This is a genomic window from Frankia sp. RB5 (assembly GCF_059816245.1).
Window position 1 is genome coordinate 137,234 of the sequence record NZ_JCBATA010000007.1, and the last position, 17,468, is coordinate 154,701.

Sequence of the window (17,468 nt, forward strand, 5' to 3'; positions counted from 1 at the left end):
GATGCGGCTGCGCACCCTACCCGGCCGACGTCTTCCCACCCGCCGGAGCACTGTTTACGCCGGTCACCGGATCGGACGCTGACGGTCCAACCCAGAATTTGCCTGTCCGCGGCGACCAAACCAGCGAGCGAGGTCAGCCTCCCGGCAACGGATCCGCCATCCCGGCGGCGACGAGGACGCGGACGAGTTCGCTGCGGGAACGGATCCCGAGCTTGCGGTACACCCGGGTGAGATGGCTCTCGACCGTCTTGCGCGAGACGAACAGGGCGGCGGCCGCCTCGGCGTTGTTCATGCCATCGCAGATCGCCCGGGCGACCTGCAGCTCGGCGGGGGTCAACCGGTCGAGCCGGGCGGTCCGCGCCGGTCCCGTCGCGGACCGCTCGGCTCGGTCTCCGGCGGCGGCGAGCTCGGCGTTCGCGCGCCGCACCCAGGGATGCGCGCCCAGCGACTCGAAAGCGACCCGAGCCTCGCGCAGCACCGGGCGGGCGGCGGCGGGACGCCGCAGCCGGCGCAGCATCTCCCCGTGGCACAGGCGGGTGCGGGCGCGCTCGAACGGCATCTGCCGGCGGTCGTGCGCCCGCTCGGCCGCGGCGAACGCCGCCTCGGCGGCCGGCAGCCCGTCGGCCATCAGCCCCCGGCAGCGGGCGGCGACGGCGGCGGGCCAGGCGAGCCCCGTCGCGCGGGCCCGCTCCTCCAGCCAGGCCACGACCCGCTCGGCCTGGTCCAGCTCGCCGGTCCGGATGTGCGCCTCGGCGAGGTCCCCCGTGAAGGGGATCGCGTTCGGATGCCCGACGCCGAGCCTGCCGGCCCGCTCCCAGGCGTCGGCGAGCGCGAGCGCCGCCACGTCGTATTCCCCGTAGGTGACGGCGGCGAGTCCCAGGACGCTGTCGGCGTGCAGGTCGAGCATGCCGATGCCGTACGGTCCCACTTCGGCGCGCAGCCGGGCGACGCGCTGCTCGCACAGCGCGCGGTCGCCGCGGGCCGCGTCGATCCGGGCGAGCATCGCCAGGCTGTGGCCGAGCGCCGGAGGCTGCCCGAGATCCTCCGCCCAGCGCAGCGCGTCGACCCCGTCGGCGTACCCGGCGGCCCACAGTCCGCGCCAGCTCTCCAGCTCGCCCCGGGTCGCCAGGGCATAGGGCAGCATCGCCGGCGCCTCGGCGCGCCGGGCCGTGTCCACGACCTCGGTGAGCAGCCGGATCGCGTTGGCGTCCTGTTCCAGATCGAGCAGGGTGTGACCGGCCAGGGCGAGAACCTGCTGATCCAGCACCGGATCCGCCGCGGCGAGCTGGTCGCCGACCGCATGCAGGCAGGCCGCCGCCTCGTCGGTCTGACCGGACAGGACAAGCGCCCGTCCCCGCTGGATCAGCCCCGCGACCGGCCTGAGCCCCTGGTCCGGACCAGCATCCGGGCCGGGCCGGGACAACCCCAGGGCCAGGTCGGCACGCCCGTCCATCAGCGCGGGCAGGACGGACTCGGTGAGCAGGGCGGCCGCTCGGTCCGCGTCCAGGGCACGCACCGACTCCGCCGCCGCCAGCAGCCGCTCCCGCGCCCGAGTCAGGTGACCGGACCAGGTCAGTATCCGTCCCCGGAGAAACTCGACATCCGAGCGCCGGACCGGATCCGAGACCAGCCGGGCCGCCTGGTCCGCCCACGCCGAAGCCTCCCGGGCCAGGCCGGCCAGCTGCGCGTCGCCGGCCGCCCGCAGGAACCGTTCGCCCCGAAGGTCGCGGTCGCCGGTCAGCTCGGCGGCGCGATGCCAGGCGCGCGCGGACGCACCGTAGCCAGCCCGCGCGCGGCTTGCCGTGGCGGCGTCGGCGAGGGCGGCGGCGACACCGTCGTCGGGCCCGCTGACCGCGGCCGCCGCGTACCAGACCGCGGCCTCACCCTCGCAGGCCTCGGCCAGCGCCTCGTAGGCCCGCAGACGCGCCGCGGGTGACGCGCCGTCCAGCACGACCGCGCGCAGCAGCGGATGCGCGAGGCACACACGGCGCGCCGACCGCGGGCCGCCACGCGCGTCCCGGCTGACCAGGGGCGCCTCACCGGGCGCGCCAGGACCAGGTTCAGCGACGCTGACCAGCCCGGCCTGGTGGGCGGCGTCCAGATCAGCGAGCGACCCGCGGACGGCCGCGAGCGCGCGGGCAAGCGTGTCGACCGGAACCTCGCTGCCGGCGGCGAGCACGACCAGCGCCGCCCGGGTCGCTTCGGGCAGCTCGTCGATCCGCTCCGACCAGGCCCGCCGCAGCCGCCGTCCCGGCGGGGGCAGGTCGTCCACCGGTTCACTGCCGCCAAGCTGGCTCGAGCGCAGTGATCCGACCGCCTCCAGCAGCGCCGACGGGTTGCCGCCCACGCGCGGGACCAGATCCGCGAGGACACTGGGCGCGACCGAGATCCCCCGGGCGGCGAGCAGCGCGCCACACGCCTCGGGCGGCAGCCCGACGACATCGACGGTCGGCAGCTCCGAACCCTCGCAGATCCAGGCCGCCTCCGAACGGACCGTCAGCACCATCGCGACCCGTTCGACGGCCAGTCGACGGGCGACGAACAGCAGCACCTGGCGCGACGGTTCGTCAATCCACTGCAGGTCGTCGACGAGCAGGACCAGCGGCTGCCGCTCGCCGGCCGCCGCGAGCAGGTTCAGCGTGCCCGCGCACGCCGCGTAGGGACTGGCGAGCGATCCCTCCCCGAGCGCGAGGCAGATCTCCAGTGCGGTGCGCTGCGCATCGGGGAGATCCACCAGATGGTCCCGCAGCGGAAGCACCAGGTCGGCCAGAGTGGCGAACGGAAGGTCTGCCTCCGCCTCGACGCCGCTGAGCCACAGCACCCGGGCCGTGGCCGCCCGCTCGGCGTGCCGCAGCAACGCGCTGCGCCCGATACCCGGCTCACCGCGCAGGACCAGGGCACAACAACGCCTGGCCGCCGCCGCGAGCAGACCGTCGACAAGCCGGATCTCCCGGTCCCTGCCCACCAGCACGTGTGCGCCGACATCCGCGTCGGCGACGACCCCCGCATTGTTCACAACAGTCGTGCCTCCCCGCGACAACGTTGCCGTGAACATCATCCTGCCGTGCGCGGCCGGATCGGAAATGCATTTTTGCCGGACCGCGACCGGTGATGACCGTCGATGTTCGGGGAATCCTCAGATGGCGGCCGCCAGATCAGGTGCTGACCTGGGGATATCACCAACCGGCCGGCCGCGTGTCCCGTGTCCGACATGATTCGGCCCGCCCCGGTCGATCGTTCCCCGCCGGCACTGTTCCGGCAGTTTTGTTACCCGCGGATGGCCCGCCCCACCGGGACGGACCGACGAGGTCGGGAGCCGCCCGATGAACGCTCACCCCCGTCTGGACCAGGTCCAGATCAAGGTGAACCTGTCCGGGCCTCACATCCCGGGTGCCTGCCGCGCGCTGCGTCTGCACTCCGCGGCCGGCGCACGGCAGCAGGTGTTCTTCTGTGTGGACCCGGCCCGCGCCGTGGAACATGGCGGTACCGCACCACTGGACGACGGAATCATCCTGCGCCTGCGCGAAAGCGGCGATCGGGAAACAGAGCAGGCCCATTCCACGGTCAAACTGCGGCCAGCGCGCCGGTCGCGCCTGACACCGGAATGGCTGCGTGTCCGCGCCGAGGGCGACGAGGTGTTCCGGGTCGAGGCGGACTGGGCCGGCGAGCGCAAGGTGCTGGCCGCGTCGCTGACCGCGGGATGCGCGGCGCGTGGCCTGGACGGCGTCCTCGCCGGGAGCGTTGCGCCGGGTCGGCTCTTCACCCCGTCGCAGGCCCGCTTCCTGCGGGAGTGCGCGGATCGTCGGGTGGACCTCGACCGGCTGCGTGTCCTCGGCCCGATCGAGGCGGTCCGCTGGCAGTCGCCGCGCCCGGTGGCGGGATACCCGGTGCGGGCCGAGCGGTGGGTACTGCCTGCCCCACCCTCCTCCCGCGGTTGGGTGGGCTGGGTGCGACCGGGCGGTCGGCGACGCGCGGAGGCGGACGAGTGCTCGCTGCTGGAGCTGTCCATCCGGGTGGAGCCACAGGGCGCGGAGATCGCCCAGATCGCCTTCGAGACGGCGCTGCTCACCCTCGGCCTGCCCGCCGAGGACGCACATCACACCAAGACCCACCGCGCCCTCCACCGACTTCTCGGGGCGTGAGAGGCCTCCCTCCGTCCGGCGGATCCGCCCGCTCGAACAGAAGTCCCGATGCACGCGCGCACGGCCCCATTGGGGATCTCCCCATGGGGCCGTGCTGGCATTGCCGGACGAAGCCGGATCAGGCGAGCGGCGAGCGCAGGCCGCCCGAGCCTGCTACTCGTCCTTCGAAACGATGAAACTCTGACCGACGGCGGCGGTGGTGTCGGTGAAAAGGCCCGACTTCAGCGAGAAGGAAACGATCACGTCGAGCACGTCGTCCTCGGCCGCAGCCCAACCACCGGGGATGTCCACCCGGACCGGCTTCTCGAACCTGACCTTCGACGGCGGCACGTCCTTCTCGGGCTCGACGTGGGTGTGCAGGATCGTGAGCTGGCTCTGGTTGCGGACCGTCACCGCGAGGCGGTAACGGGACCCACCGAATGCCGTGATCGCGTCACCGACCACAACGTCCGCGATGACCTGAAAGGCGGTCCCCAGGGGGATCACGTCGATGACGCTGTCGGTGTTCTGGTGGACGGAGCGCACCGCCTTGACGGTGGCGTCCCAGCTTCCGGACATATGGGTGTCCCTCCCCGATCGGGTTTCCGTTCCTGACACCCGAAAGTCTGCGGACCAGCCGGCTCCGGCCGCGTCGGGGAGATCCCTGAATCGCTCCCTCCCTGATGACCTGGTGTCGGCAGGTACGACGACATATCCCGGTCACAGACCAGATTTTGACCGGATGCAGCCGGGCGGAGTGGATGCCGGCCAGGATAACGGGGACAAAAATGAATCGACGCGTCAAGGAACGCGGTCGCGGCCGCACCCGGTGCCGTGATCTTCGCGGAGGTTGTCGCGGTGGGCCATGGCAGCGATCTGGCAATGTCGCGGAGACCGTGTCACGTTCTCCCGGATCTATCGGACAGGAAACCGCGCATTCGCGACACGGTGCCACTGTCCCCCGCACGCACTTCCCACCCAGGAGAAGTGCGCCCGATATGAGGCTTACAGGAAAGCGGCCGACGCCGACGCTGATCACGGTCGGGCCTCGACTCCGGCCCCAGCCCCAGCCCCGGTCTCGGTGACTGTGGGCGAGGCCACCGAGCCGAGGGGAAGATCGCTCCGGGCGGGATGGACACGTCCCCGCGAAGGTGACCATGAAGATCACAACCTCAACGCGCGGCCCATGGTGCCGGAGCGGCCAAAGGGGGCGCGGTGAGCGCGCGGCAGGCCGTCAGTGGCTGTCGGCGGTGGCGGCGGGGGAGGCGGGGGACGCCGGTCCGCTGTCCGGGCCGGTGTCGCCGTACCAGACGGTGCGCCGGATGTGATCGACGTAGCTGACGATGATGTGCAGGACCCGGCGGGACACGTCGTCGACCGCGTAGTCGGCGACGACGCGGGGCCGCCGGTCGCTCTCTGCCTCCCGCACGATCAGCTGGACGGCGTCACAGATCCGGTCCGGCCGCAGCACACTGGACACCAGCACGCCGCGGTCCATGCCCTCCGGCCGCTCGTGGGCGTCCCGGATGAGCACGGCGGGGAAGCCGATGAGCGAGGCCTCCTCCGTCAGGGTGGCACTGTCCGACAGCACGCACAGCGCGGCCCGCTGCAGGGCGATGTAGTCGCAGAACCCGAACGGCCGGCAGAAGCGGACCCGGTCGTCGATCAGCGGCGCCCGCCCGGAGCGGCGCAGCGCGCCGAGGCGGTCGCGGGTGCGCGGGTGGGTCGAGACGATGATCGGCAGCCGGTGGCGGACCGCGAGCCGGTTGAGGGTCTCCAGCAGGGCGGCGAGCGCGTCGGGGCGGTCGACGTTCTCCTCGCGGTGCACGCTCGCGACCAGGTAGCGGCCGGCCTGCACACCGAGCGTGCCGAGCACGGACGACGTGTCGACGAGCGGCGCGTAGTGGGTCAGCACCTCCTGTACCGGCGAGCCGACGACGAAGATCCGGTCGGCGGGCAGGCCCTCGGCGAGCAGGTGGGCGCGGGCCCGCTCGGTCAGCGCCAGGTGGACGTCGCTGAGATGGTCGGCGACGCGGCGGTTGATCTCCTCGGGCACCCGCTGGTCGAAGCAGCGGTTGCCGGCCTCCAGGTGGAACACGGGGATCCGGCGGCGTTTGGCGGGGATCGCCGCGTAGCAGGTGTTCGTGTCGCCGTAGAGCAGCAGCGCGTCGGGGGACTCGGCGGCGAGGACCGGGTCCAGCCGGGAGATCAGCCGGCTGATCGTCTCGGCGGGGGTGGGGGCGGCCGCGTCGAGGGTGTGGTCGGGGCGGCGCACGCCGAGCTCGTCGAAGAAGACCTGACTGAGCTCGTGGTCGTAGTTCTGCCCGGTGTGCACCAGACGCAGGTCGACGGCCCGGTCGAGGGCGGCGAGAACCCGGCTGAGCTTGACCACCTCCGGCCGGGTGCCGACGACGGCGAGTACCCGCAGCCGGCGTTCCCGCGGGCCGCCGGCGGCGGGGACGGCGACGGCGGGCCGCGCGACACTCAGCGTCGCCCGGCGCGGCCGTGGGCCACTGGGCTGAGGGACCAGCGGGGTGACCCGCTCCCCTGGCGGCCCCGAGGGCACCGTCGGCACCGAGGGCCCGCTCTGCTCCGGAGTTCCAGTCGCCATTCGGACTCTCCCAGGCACGCATGGATCGTCATCCGGCCACCTGTGCGCCACCGCCGGGCGGAACCGTGCCCGCCCGCGAGCGCCATCCCCGTGACCGCCACCCGCAACCTATCACCCTGAGTAGCATCTGATAACCCTGAGTGAACGATCACCCGCTGGTCAGCGCTTTCCTTACCGTGCCATGAGGGACAGATCGGACAGGAGACCCGGGAGAAGGGCACGGAACCGCCGAAAACGGCAGGAAGCCGCCGCGCGCCGGCCAGGGGCCGACACGCGGCGGCAGGTGATGCAGGCGGAGTCGGAGACGATCTAGAGCAGCGAGCGCAGGACGTAGAGCAGGATGCCGCCGTGGCGGTAGTACTCCGCCTCCCCCGGCGTGTCGATCCGGACGACGGCCTCGAACGACTTCTCGCCGGCCTGCACGGTGATCGTCGGGGTCTTCTCGTCCACCGCGGCGAGGCCGGTGATGGTGAACGTCTCCTCGCCGGTCAGGCCCAGCGACTCGGCCGACTGGCCCTCGGGGAACTGCAGCGGCAGCACGCCCATGCCGATCAGGTTCGAGCGGTGGATCCGCTCGTAGGACTCGGCGATGACCGCGCGCACGCCCAGCAGCGAGGTGCCCTTGGCCGCCCAGTCCCGCGACGAGCCGGAGCCGTACTCCTTGCCGGCGAGCACGACCAGCGGCACGCCCTCGGCGGCGTACTTCTGCGCCGCGTCGTAGATCGCCAGCTGCTCGCCGTCCGGCAGGTGGCGGGTGACGCCGCCCTCGACGCCGGAGACGAGCTTGTTGCGCAGGCGGATGTTCGCGAAGGTGCCGCGGATCATCACCTCGTGGTTGCCGCGCCGGGACCCGTAGGAGTTGAAGTCGGTCGGCGCGACGCCGTGCTCGGTGAGGTACCGGCCGGCGGGCGAGTCCCTCTTGATGTTTCCCGCCGGGGAGATGTGGTCGGTGGTGACCGAGTCGCCGAGGACCGCGAGCGCGCGGGCGCCGACGATGTCGGTGCGGGCCTCGGGCTTGGCCGCCATCCCCTCGAAGTACGGAGGGTGACGGACGTAGGTGGAGTCATCCACCCAGCCGAAGGTCTGGGAGACCGCGCCGCCGTCGCCGACGGGCAGGGCCTGCCAGCGCTCGTCGCCGGACAGGTCGGCGTAGTCCGACTCGAACATGTCCGACCGGATGGCGTCCGCGACGACCGCGGCGACCTCGGCCTCGCTCGGCCAGACGTCGCGCAGGTAGACCGGCTGGCCGTCCTCGCCGATGCCCAGCGGGTCGGTGTCGAGGTTGATGTCCATCGTGCCGGCCAGCGCGTAGGCGACGACCAGCGGCGGGGACGCCAGGTAGTTCATCTTGATGTCGGGGCTGATCCGGCCCTCGAAGTTCCGGTTGCCGCTCAGCACGCTGACGACCGCGAGGTCGGCCTCGTTCACCGCCGCGCTGATCTCCTCCGGCAGCGGGCCGGAGTTGCCGATGCAGGTGGTGCAGCCGAAGCCGACCAGGTTGAAGCCGACCTTGTCCAGGTACGGCACCAGCCCGGCCCGCTCGTAGTAGTCCATGACGACCTTGGACCCCGGGGCGAGCGTGGTCTTGACCCACGGCTTGCGGGTCAGGCCCTTCTCGACGGCGTTGCGGGCGAGCAGCGCCGCACCGATCATCACCGTCGGGTTGGACGTGTTGGTGCAGGAGGTGATCGCGGCGATCGCGACGGCACCGTGGTCCAGCTCCACGGCGGTGCCGTCGGCGAGCGTCACCGGGGTCGGGTTGGACGGGCGGTCGGCCACGGGGCCAGCGACGGCGTTGACGGAGACCGGCGCGTCGGAGGGCTTGTCCGCGAAGGCCGCGGCCGGGTCGGAGGCGGGGAACGACTCGGCATCGGCCTCGTCGGCGCCACCGTTCGCCAGCGGCGTCGCCGTGGCGTAGGTGGGCAGCGCGGCGCGGAAGGCCTGCTTGGCGGTGGACAGCGGCACCCGGTCCTGCGGCCGCTTCGGGCCGGCGAGCGACGGCACGACCGTGGACAGGTCGAGCTCGAGCGTCGTGGTGTAGTCGGCCTCGCGACTCGGGTCGAGCCAGAGGCCCTGCTCCTTGGCATACGCCTCGACCAGCGCGATCTGCGGGGCGGGCCGGCCGGTGAGGCGCAGGTAGTTCAGGGTCTCGCCGTCGATCGGGAAGATGGCGCAGGTGGAGCCGTACTCGGGGCTCATGTTGGCGATGGTGGCCCGGCTGGCCAGCGGCAGGTTGGCCACGCCCTCGCCGTAGAACTCGACGAACCGGCCGACGACGCCGTGCCTGCGCAGCATCTCGGTGATGACGAGGACCATGTCGGTGGCGGTGGTGCCGGCGGGCAGCTCACCGGTCAGCTTGAAGCCGACCACGGTCGGGATGAGCATGCTGACCGGCTGGCCGAGCATCGCGGCCTCGGCCTCGATGCCGCCGACGCCCCAGCCCAGCACACCCACACCGTTGATCATGGTGGTGTGGCTGTCCGTGCCGACGAGGGTGTCCGGGTAGGCGAGCGTGCCCTCGGGCGTCTCCCGGGTGAACACGACCCGGGCCAGGTATTCCAGATTGACCTGGTGGACGATGCCGGTGTTCGGCGGGACGACCGTGAAGTTGTCGAAGGCCGCCTGCCCCCAGCGCAGGAACTGGTAGCGCTCCCGGTTGCGGCCGAACTCCAGCGCCGCGTTGAGCTCGAAGGCGTCCTGGCGGCCGAAGTGGTCGGCGATGATCGAGTGGTCGATCACCAGCTCGGCGGGCGCCAGCGGATTGATCTTCGCCGGGTCGCCGCCGAGCGCGGCCATCGCCTCACGCATCGCGGCGAGGTCCACCACACACGGGACGCCGGTGAAGTCCTGCATGATCACGCGGGCGGGGGTGAACTGGATCTCCTGACTCGGCGCGGCCGCCGGGTCCCAGTTCGCCAGCGCCCGGACGTGGTCGGCGGTGATGTTGGCGCCGTCCTCGGTGCGGAGCAGGTTCTCCAGGAGCACCTTCAGGCTGTAGGGGAGTCGATCGGCCCCGGGCACCGCGTCCAGCCGCCTGATCGTGTAGGTGCGGTCACCTACCGCGAGCGATCCGGTACTGCCGAAGCTGTCCATCGTTCTCCTCCTCGTCACCCGCCGCCCGTCACCCACGGACGACGGGGCTCGCCACCATGGCCACGCCCCTGCGGCACCACCATGGCGACACCGCCGGCGGCGAGCCCGTAGACGCAGGGCCGCCCGCGGCGTCGGCCATCCCCGGCCGGCTTTGACTCCATCCTGGCATTTACCGCCGACAGGCATCGCCGCAGAGGGCCTGTGACACAGCCGACGCGACCAACCGACCCACGTCTGGGTGGAATACCGGATTCATCCAGGTATGCGCCAGCCCGACTCCGGAGGTGGAGCGCCGGAGCCGCGCCCGGCCCATTTACTTAGCAAGGCTAACCATATCACACGGGAGCCTCGTCGAGATCGGCCTCGAGATCCGCCCCGAACCGATCGAGGAACACCTCCCGCTTGCGGCGCGGGCTCATCCCACCGGTACCCACCGAACGGGCGAGCATCCGCTCCTCCCAGCTGGCCATGTCGGTCACCACCCGGGCCGGCGCCCCCGCGACCAGCGAGCCGGCCGGCACGTCGCGCATCACCACGGCGCCCGCCGCGACCACGACGTCGGACCCGATCGTGACGCCCGGCATGATGATCGCGTTGATGCCGAGGATGGTGTCGGAGCCGATCCGGATCGGCGCGACCACGTCGATGTCGGGATAGCGCCGCCGCATCCGGCTGGCGGCCCCGTCGTGGGTGACGAAGCGGACCCCGCCGGCGATACCGACCCGGTCGCCCAGCCTGATCAGGTAGGGCTCGGTACCGAACGTGGCCGACGTGAGTTCGATGAGCCGGCAGTCGGCGCCGAGACGCACGCCGATCCAGCGGGCGTAGCGCACCGGGTCGGTGCGCAGCAGGTAGGTGCGCCACGCCACCCGCCCCACCCGTCCCACCAGCGCCGCGGCACCCCCCAGCGCCGGCACGCCTCGCACCGCGGACGTCGCCCGTACCGCGGACGTCGCCGGTACCGTCCCGGGCTTCCGGGACGCGGACGCCGCCCGGCCGGCGAGGGCGCGGGTCGCGGGCCCGGCGAGGACGCGGGCCGCCGGTCCCGTGGGCAGGGCGCGGACAGCGCGGCGGACGGACGACGCCGCCCCGCGTGGCGGCCAGGCCTGCCCGCCGCGCCGAGCGGCGGTCCGGGCGTGCGCGGCGTCATGCAGCGCGGCGACGACGTCGTGGCTGAGCGCCCGCCGGTCCAGCAGTGCCCGGGCGCGACGGCGTGCCGCCACGGCGCGCTGCCGTGAGCGTGGCGTGCGCCGACCGACCGCGGCGTCGCCCAGGGCGGCGGCCATCGCCTCGGCGTCCCCGAGGCCGACCAGCCAGCCGGTCTCCCCGTCGACGAGTTCCGGCAGGCCGCCGGCGGCCGTCGACACGCTCGGCACCCCGCACGCGGACGCCTCGCCGCCCGCGCCGTAGCTTTCCGACCAGGACGACACGACGTTGACGTCGGTGGCGGCGTAGAAGGGCCGCACGTCGGTGACGCTGTCCACCCAGCGGACCTGGTCGGCCCCGGGCAGCGTTTCGGACCAGGCCCGCAGGCCCTCCCGGTAGCGCTCGCCCGCCTCGCCGTAGCCCCCGCCGACCAGGATGAGCGTCCCGCTCCCGCCCCGCTCGACGAACCGGGCCCAGGCCGTGAGCAGGACTTCGTGCCCCTTCACACCCTGGCCCGGTCGGACCAGGCGCTTGGGTGGGTAGAAGTAGGCCACGCACACGGCGACGAACTCGTCCGCCGGCAGGCCGAGCGCGGCGCGCGCCGCCTGGCGGGCACCGTCGTCCGGCGGAGTGAACCGTTCGAGGTCGACGCCGTAGGACAGGGTGCGCAGCCGGTGCTCGGGCATCCCGATCGCCGCGTACCGGGTGCGGATGTCCCCGCTGGAGGCGATGAGCAGGTGGTCGAGCCGGCACAGCACCCGCTCGACCCGCCGGATCAGCCCGTTGTCCAGGTAGAGGGGCCCGGCGACCATGTGCACGCGGGTGATCGGCGTGCCCAGGGTGGCGAGGCGGGCCGCCAGCGCCGAGGCGTACAGGTGGTAGTGGACGACGTCGACGCCGAGGTCGCGCAGCATCGCCCGCAGCCGCACGATGCCGGCGAGCTGCGCGGCCGGCGACCCGCCGTGGCGTGGCGCGGGGCTCTCCAGCACCTCGACGCCGTGCTCGGCCAGCTCGCGCGCGACCCGGCTGTCCCGGTGGTGGGGCGCGGGCAGCAGCACGAGGACCTCGTCGCCCGCGGCCCGCTCCGCGAGCACGTGCGGGATGATCCACAGCGGGCCGTCCCCGGTCTTGACGAGCGTGGCGATCTTCATACCGAACGGTCCTCCCGGCTGACGTGCTGCTCCCGGACGGTGGGCGGCTGGGCTTCGGGAGCCCTGGGGCGCTGGCCCGGCACCGGGGGCCCGACGGGGCGCCGGGCCGTCCACAGGCAGGCCCGGCCGGACAGCCAGGCGGCCCCGGTCAGGTCGAGCCCGGCCTCCAGCGGCAGCAGCCGCCGGCGGGGCACCCGGGCACTCAGCGCCCGCCCCGCCGCCGTGTACTCCCAGACGGTCGCGAACGCCCCGTAGGGATGCGCCCGCACCCGGACGAAACCGACGTCCCGCAGCACGGCGCCGAGTCCCCGCGGGGTGAAGGCGTACTGGTAGAACTCGCCCGCGGGGGCCCTGTCCTGGCCGCCGCGCGCCTCGTCCCCGCGGGTGCCGCGCAGCAGCGCCCGCAGCAGCGGGCTGAAGCAGGGCGTCGACACCAGCGCGGTGCCGCCCGGGCGCAGGACCCGCAGCGTCTCGCGCAGCACCTCCTCGGGCCCCTCCTCGAAGTGCTCGCACACCCCGGGCGAGTAGACCGCGTCGTAGCGGCCGTCCGGCACGTCGAGGCGGCGGACGTCGCCCTGCCAGGCGCGGATCTCCGGCGCGGCGACCCGCAGCCGCTCCACCGTGCGCGGCGCCCAGTCCACCGCCTCCGCGTCGAACCCGCGGGCCGCGAGCGCGACGGTGAACTCGCCGGGGCCGCAGCCGGCCTCCAGCACCCGCCCGCCCGGCCGCAGCCGGCGGCGCACCGCCCGGTCCAGATGCGGCGGGAGATGGCCCGTGCGGGCCCGCCGGTAGTCCACCGGCCGGGACTCCCACAGCTCGTCCCAGTAGGCGGCGTCGGCGGCCCGCCGGTAGTAGGCAAGCCGGCCGCCGCGCGGCCCCGGCTGGGCGACGAGGGTGGTGGTGGGCGCGGATGGGGCGGTCACGGTGCTCCGTTCCTCGTGGCCATGCCCGCGGCGCTCCCCGCGACCGTCCCCGCGGTGGGGAGCGGGGGAAAGCCGTCTGGCCCGGCCGGGTCGACGCAGAGCGGCGAGCGGTGCGCGCCGCCGGATTGGGGGGCGGCGGGATCGGGCTCCCCGCGCAGGGCCAGCCGGGCCAGGGCCGTCATCAGCGTGTAGGCGATCAGGCTGCCGACCGCGCCGCCGGTCGGGCCCAGCCAGGGCACGAACGCGGGATACGTCGCGAGCGACGCCAGCAGGCCGGCCAGGCCCGCTCCTCCGGCCGCGCCGGTACGGCCGAGGCCCGTCAGCACCCGGCAGTCGACGAGGAACGGGGCCAGCAGCAGCTCGGCGACCAGCAGCAGCCGCATCGGCGCGACGGCCGCGGCGTAGCCCGGCCCGAACAGGGTCCGCAGCAGCCACGGCGCGGCCAGGATGAGGCCGACGGCGGCGACCAGCAACACGGCCAGCACGCCGCCGGTCGCCCGCCGCCGCGCCGCCCGGTCGAGTCCGCCCCGCGCGGTGCGGTGGAAGACGACCTGCCCGACCGATCCTGGCACCAGCCGCAACGCCTCGCAGGACGCGGAGGCGACCGAGTACACGGAGGCGGCCGCAGCGCCGCCGAACGCCGCGACGAGCAGGCGGTCGAAGCGGAACGCGACCGTGGCGCCCACGTTGAGACCCAGCGCCGGCAGCCCCTTGCCGACCAGCAGCCGCCAGGCCGCCGCGTCTCGCCGCGGCCGCACGGACAGGCCCGCACGGGCGAGCCCCACCACGCACACGACCGCCTGGCCGACCCAGCACACGGCGAGCACGACCAGGATGTGGACCAGGGATGGATGGCGTGGGCCGACCAGCAGCAGGCCCAGCTGGGCCAGGGCCGTGCCGGCGCTGAGCGCCGCGGCCCGTTCGATCGCCCCGGCGGCGTTGAGCGCGTCCAGCAGCTGTGCGGCCAGCAGGCTCGCGGCGGCGAGCAGCGCGATCGCGAGCACCAGGGCGCCATCCGCCCGCGCCCCGCCGGACAGCGCCAGCAGCGGCAGGCAGGCAGCCGCCACCAGCAACGCCGTGATCGGCATGACGGTCAGCGACAGGCCGAGATAGTGGCCGAGGCCGACCCGTGGATCGCCGCGGCCGTGGAAGTGGCGGAAGGCGACGTTCGTCCCGAGGCCGCCGACGAGGGCGCCGAACGCGGCCACGGTGAGCAGGACCACCAGCGCCCCGCGGCCGGCCAGCGGCAGCATCCGCGCGGTGACCATCGCCTGGCCGAGGCTCGCGATCGCGGCGAGGCCGAGCCAGCCCGTGACGACCGTGCCCGTCACGCCGATGCCGCGCTCACCGTGGCCCGTCCGCTCACGTCGGCCGGGCCAGCCCCGCCCGACACCTGATATCGCCCGGATCGGCGGCCTCACCCACGCAGGCGGCCTCACCCGAACGATCGGCCTCGCCCGAACGGGCGGCCCGGGCCGAAGCGACGACCTGGACCAGACGGGCGGCCTGGAGCGGACCGGCGGCCTGGAGCGGACAGGTGGTCTCGACGCGCCGGCCGGCCGTCCCTGGGGCGACGGCCGCGCCGCCGCCGTCTCCGCCAGCCGGATCAGGCCCAGCACGGCCAGCCCGAGCAGCACCTGGAACGGCACCGCGGCGAACGCGTTGCGGACCTCGACGACCAGCGGCACCAGCAGGACGACGCAGGCCGTCTCGGTGCCCCGCGCCGAGCGGCCGTGGTCCATCCACGCCAGCAGGAGCCCGGTCAGCAGCAGGAACACGACGACGCCCGTCGCGCCGAAGTTGTAATAGGACTCGGCGATCGGTGATCCACCGATCGGGCCCTCCCGATTCATGATCAGAACGTTGAACAGCCGGTCGTCGCTGAACTGGGACGGCTGGGGGCGACCCAGCAGCCGCCCGGACACGAGCCGGTCGAGCTGGCCGTAGAAGGTCGAGCCCGGCGCCGGTCGTTCCCCGAGCTCGTCACGCCACTCCAGCACCGCGCCGATCGGCCGGATCGACGCCCCGAGCTCGGCGATCCCGTCGACCGGGCTGAACGTCACCGTGCTGAGCCGGGCCGCCGCCAGTCCCGACTCGCGGATCTCCCGCAGCCCGCCGATGAACGCGAGCAGCGCCACCACGCCGACCAGCACCAGGACGCCGCGCACACGCACCCGGCGCCGGGCCGCCACCGCCGCCGCCGAGACCGCCGGAAACATCACCTCGCCGCGCAGCCCCAGCGGCAGCGCCACCAGGGCGAACACGGCGAACACCAGCAGCGCCCGGCGGCGCCACCGGCTCGGCCCGCCGATGACGGCCAGCACCAGTCCGAGCCCCATCCCGAACAGCACGTAGGGCACCAGCGGGGCGCGCAGCGCCGTCTGCCCCACGTCGGTGTACGACCCGAACAGCAGCGAGAGCCCACCGGCGCCGAGCACGATCGCGACGAGCCCGCCCACCGACGCGGTGAGCAGCACAAATCCGGCCAGGGCACGCAGATCGGGCCGCTGCGGCCCGTCGGGCTCGGCGGACGCGGCGGGCTGGGCGGACGCGGCGGGCTGGGCGGACGCGGCGGGCTGGGCGGACGCGGCGGGCTGGGCGGCGTCCGGCCAGGGCGCGGATCGCGGTCCCCCGTGCGCGCGCACCGCCCGCCAGCAGGTCAGGGCGGCCACGCCGACGGTCGCGCTGACCACGCCCAGCGTCGCCACCGCGAACAGCTCGCTCATCGGGTAGACGGCCAGCCAGCGGAAGTCGTACTGGGCGCGCAGGCGGTCGAACGAGGTACCGGTGGCGAACAGCACCGCCACCCCGAAGTGGAACACCGACAACGTGATCAGGTAGACGGACGAGCAGGCCCACACCCCGCGCGGCTGCGCCCGCACGCACAGCAGGACGCACCCGACCACGACGGCGACACTGAGCCGGGCGGCGGACGTCTCGGACAGCGCGGCGAACGCGGACGACCAGGTGGCCACCACCACCAGTGCGAGGCCACAGCCGGCCAGGGCACTCCACGCCGCCCGCCGCGACGGCTCCCCCACCGACGCGCCGACCGCCGGCGACGCCGTCGCCGAAGTCGCCGTCGATCTCGCCGGGGCCGGTGGGACGGGAGGCGGAGTGGGGCGTTCGCCGCGGGGCGACGTCCGCGGGGCCGCCTGGGGTCCGGTGACGCGTGTGGGGGCGGACATCGACTAGGACCACACCGCCGTGATGTCACGCTGCCAGCGGTCCATCGTGAACGGGGAGCGGCGCACCAGGCGCATCGCCTCCCGCCGTTGGTCGATGGTCGGCGGGACCGCGGTGAGCATGTCGGCGGTGTCCGCCCACACCGCGTCCGACGCGCTCAGCGGAAGCGTGGTCACGCCGGGCAGCAGGCGCCCGATCTCGCCGACACCGGGCAGGTCCGCCGACAGCACCGGCGTGCCGACGGCCAGGGCCTCGAGGACCACCGTCGGCATGCCCTCGTGCAGCGAGGTGACGAGCAGCAGCGAGCTGCCGGCGAGCAGGCGGGGGATCTCGCGCACCTCACCGGTGAACTCGACGTGCGCGCCGACGCCGAGCTGCTCGGCGAGCGCGGTGAGCGCCGCGGTCTCCGCCGGCTCCTGGCGGCCGATCAGGCGCAGCCGGGCCTGGATCGACCGGGCGCGCAGGGCCGCGAGCACCTCGACGGCGCGGGCCCGGTTCTTCAGCGGGTCGGGGCGGGCGACGTGGACGAGGGTGACGACGTCCGGGTCGTCGGCGGCGATCTCCTCCGCCCGCCGGCGGGCCGCGACGGCGACCCCGGACGGTTCCAGCTCGACGCCGTTGTAGATGACACGGCACCGGTGGTCGAGACGCCAGTCCTCCCGCCACAGCCCACGCATCGCCGCCTCGCTCACCGCGAGGATGTCGGTGGCGCACCGGTCGAGCAGCAGCCGCCCGACCGCGCGCTGCACCCGCCCGCGCAGGCTCGCGCCGTGCCGGTCGGCGCTGCTGACGAAGTAGGCCACTCGCCGCCGGACCCCGCCCAGGCGGGCCAGGGCGAGCACCACCCCGGAGAAGGTCGCGACGGCCGAATGGACGACATCCGGCCTGGTCTGGCGCACCAGCCGCAGGAAGCGCCAGGGGAACAGCCAGTCGGCCCGGCAGTAGTAGACCTCGCTGCCGAGGTCGCGGATCTCCCCGTCGAGGGAGCCCCGGGCGCCCGACGTCACGGCGAACTCCAGGCGGAACTCCGACGGGTCGAGGCGGCGCAGCAGGTTCACGGCGCGGATCTCCACTCCCGCGCGGTTCATCTGCCCCAGCACCTCCAGCACTCGCACGGGACGCCGCGGCCCCCGGCCGCCCTTCGCCTCGCCCGGGCGGGCCTCGACGCGGGCGGTGCCGGCGCCCGCCGCCGGCCGTTCCGGCGGTGCCGCGGAGATCGGACGAGCACACGTCTGAA

At 74.0% G+C, this 17,468-nt stretch carries 9 protein-coding genes; 1 reads left to right on the top strand and 8 read right to left on the bottom strand.

Features of this window, described 5'->3' with window-relative positions:
- Nucleotides 1-133 precede the first annotated feature (133 nt).
- On the bottom strand, nt 134-3,016 hold the full coding sequence (locus AC6EXY_RS05615; protein WP_207770275.1) for a helix-turn-helix transcriptional regulator: 2,883 nt from the start codon (nt 3,014-3,016) through the stop codon (nt 134-136).
- A 307-nt stretch (nt 3,017-3,323) separates the two neighbouring features.
- On the opposite strand from AC6EXY_RS05615, the gene AC6EXY_RS05620 reads away from it, so the two are divergent.
- A complete protein-coding gene (locus tag AC6EXY_RS05620; RefSeq protein ID WP_101831606.1) occupies nt 3,324-4,142 on the top strand; it encodes a hypothetical protein in 819 nt (272 codons plus the stop codon).
- Between the two features lie 153 nt (nt 4,143-4,295).
- Here the strand turns inward: AC6EXY_RS05620 and AC6EXY_RS05625 are convergent, their stop codons facing one another.
- The 7 genes from AC6EXY_RS05625 to AC6EXY_RS05655 form a co-directional block, all read right to left on the bottom strand.
- Complete coding sequence (locus AC6EXY_RS05625) at nt 4,296-4,700, bottom strand: hypothetical protein (protein WP_101831607.1); 405 nt, start codon at nt 4,698-4,700, stop codon at nt 4,296-4,298.
- Nucleotides 4,701-5,355: 655 nt separating this feature from the next.
- Nucleotides 5,356-6,732, bottom strand: a complete 1,377-nt coding sequence (wecB, locus tag AC6EXY_RS05630) for a non-hydrolyzing UDP-N-acetylglucosamine 2-epimerase (RefSeq protein WP_499816683.1) — start codon at nt 6,730-6,732, stop codon at nt 5,356-5,358.
- Between the two features lie 309 nt (nt 6,733-7,041).
- Nucleotides 7,042-9,825: an aconitate hydratase gene (locus AC6EXY_RS05635; RefSeq protein ID WP_101832888.1), complete on the bottom strand. Its 2,784-nt coding sequence runs from the start codon at nt 9,823-9,825 to the stop codon at nt 7,042-7,044.
- A gap of 335 nt (nt 9,826-10,160) precedes the next feature.
- On the bottom strand, nt 10,161-12,122 hold the full coding sequence (locus tag AC6EXY_RS05640) for a glycosyltransferase (RefSeq protein ID WP_499816682.1): 1,962 nt from the start codon (nt 12,120-12,122) through the stop codon (nt 10,161-10,163).
- On the bottom strand, nt 12,119-13,045 hold the full coding sequence (locus tag AC6EXY_RS05645; RefSeq protein WP_165818347.1) for a class I SAM-dependent methyltransferase: 927 nt from the start codon (nt 13,043-13,045) through the stop codon (nt 12,119-12,121). The genes AC6EXY_RS05640 and AC6EXY_RS05645 overlap by 4 nt, the downstream gene beginning before the upstream one ends.
- The gene (gene wzy / locus AC6EXY_RS05650) at nt 13,042-16,086 is read right to left on the bottom strand and encodes an O-antigen polysaccharide polymerase Wzy (RefSeq protein ID WP_499842305.1); all 3,045 of its coding nucleotides are present in this window, start codon (nt 16,084-16,086) and stop codon (nt 13,042-13,044) included. The genes AC6EXY_RS05645 and wzy overlap by 4 nt, the downstream gene beginning before the upstream one ends.
- 150 nt (nt 16,087-16,236) lie before the next feature.
- The gene (locus AC6EXY_RS05655) at nt 16,237-17,448 is read right to left on the bottom strand and encodes a glycosyltransferase (RefSeq protein WP_499842307.1); all 1,212 of its coding nucleotides are present in this window, start codon (nt 17,446-17,448) and stop codon (nt 16,237-16,239) included.
- Nucleotides 17,449-17,468 lie beyond the last annotated feature (20 nt).